Origin of the sequence: Phyllobacterium myrsinacearum (genome assembly GCF_002980555.1) — a bacterium.
Taxonomy (GTDB): domain Bacteria; phylum Pseudomonadota; class Alphaproteobacteria; order Rhizobiales; family Rhizobiaceae; genus Phyllobacterium; species Phyllobacterium myrsinacearum.
In genome coordinates this window covers 1-1,089 of sequence record NZ_PVBT01000016.1, presented here as the reverse complement: position 1 = coordinate 1,089, position 1,089 = coordinate 1, and the positions used below count along the sequence as shown (strand labels likewise).

Below are 1,089 nucleotides of genomic sequence, written 5' to 3'. Positions count from 1 at the left end.
CAGCCGATGCCATCGATTTCATGACGGACATCAAACGATATGGCTGCCAGATAGCGCTCGATGATCTCGGGCCTGATCATGTGCCTGTCTGGAGTGCAGGGGCGTTTTCACCCGATATTGCCAAGATCGAAGCAAGGCAGATCCAAGGCGCAGGCCTGTCCGATTGTGGTCACGATGCACTGGCTTTGTTAATCAAGGAGGCCGCCCATGTCTCTGGTCTCGTCATTGTGCAAGGGGTCAGGACACAATCGGACAGCGCGCTTGCGTCCGATTTGGGATGTTGTTGGCAGCAGGGTCCCCATTTCGAGGCGTCCGGCACCGAGGCACCCGGCTATGTGCGGCGCATCGATGCGAACGCGCTATCCCGCTTGCTTGGCCCGCCCATTCAAGGCGGCGGTGGTTCTGCGAAAAAACTTTATCGGCGCGGGTGGACCGTCATGGTGACAGCGGCCATGTGGACGGCCGCAATGGTCGCGCTCTTCATATGCGGGTTGCACGACCTGCGAAGCTAGAACACGCCACTGCGCTTCGTTGGCACGCCAGGGAGGGCGGCCGATCCTTTTGCTGAAACAGCCGGGGGTGTCCTGTCCTCTCGATTTTCCGGGTCCGCCTGATCTTTCTCATATGCCGGCAATCATCGCCGTCTGATCATCAGGTGGCGGCAGGTAGCCATATTTCGATGGAGGTGCCGCCATTATCATTGGCAACGGTCGCATCGCCGCCATGCGCCCGCGCAATGGCCTGAACGACCGACAGGCCAAGCCCCGAACCACCACTGACGCGGGCGCGCGATTCCTCTGCGCGCCAGAAACGTTCAAAGGCACGATTTTCCGAGCCTCGCGGCAACCCAGGCCCGCTGTCCGAACATCGCAGAAACACCCGGTCCCGCGTCTGGCGCGTCTGGATCACAACGGTGCTCTTGGGGGCGTAACGGCAAACATTGTCAAGGACTGCAAACAGCACCTGGCGGATTCTGGCCCGGTCGGCAAAGGTGATCGCACGGCCAAGATCGCGTTTGAGGATAATGCCTGACCCTGAAAGATCCTGGTCAACCGAAGCTGTCACTGCGTCCACTTCTTCAGCCAGGTC

Annotated in this window: 2 protein-coding genes; one reads left to right on the top strand and one right to left on the bottom strand. The window is 60.1% G+C overall.

Going from position 1 to position 1,089, the window contains the following annotated elements; all coding sequences use genetic code 11:
- On the top strand, positions 1-512 hold a 512-nt coding region (locus C5750_RS26145), incomplete at its 5' end, for an EAL domain-containing protein (RefSeq protein WP_130502143.1).
- Positions 513-651: 139 nt separating this feature from the next.
- Here C5750_RS26145 and C5750_RS26140 read toward each other — a convergent pair.
- Positions 652-1,089: sensor histidine kinase (locus C5750_RS26140; RefSeq protein WP_130502144.1), on the bottom strand; the 438-nt coding region annotated here is incomplete at its 5' end.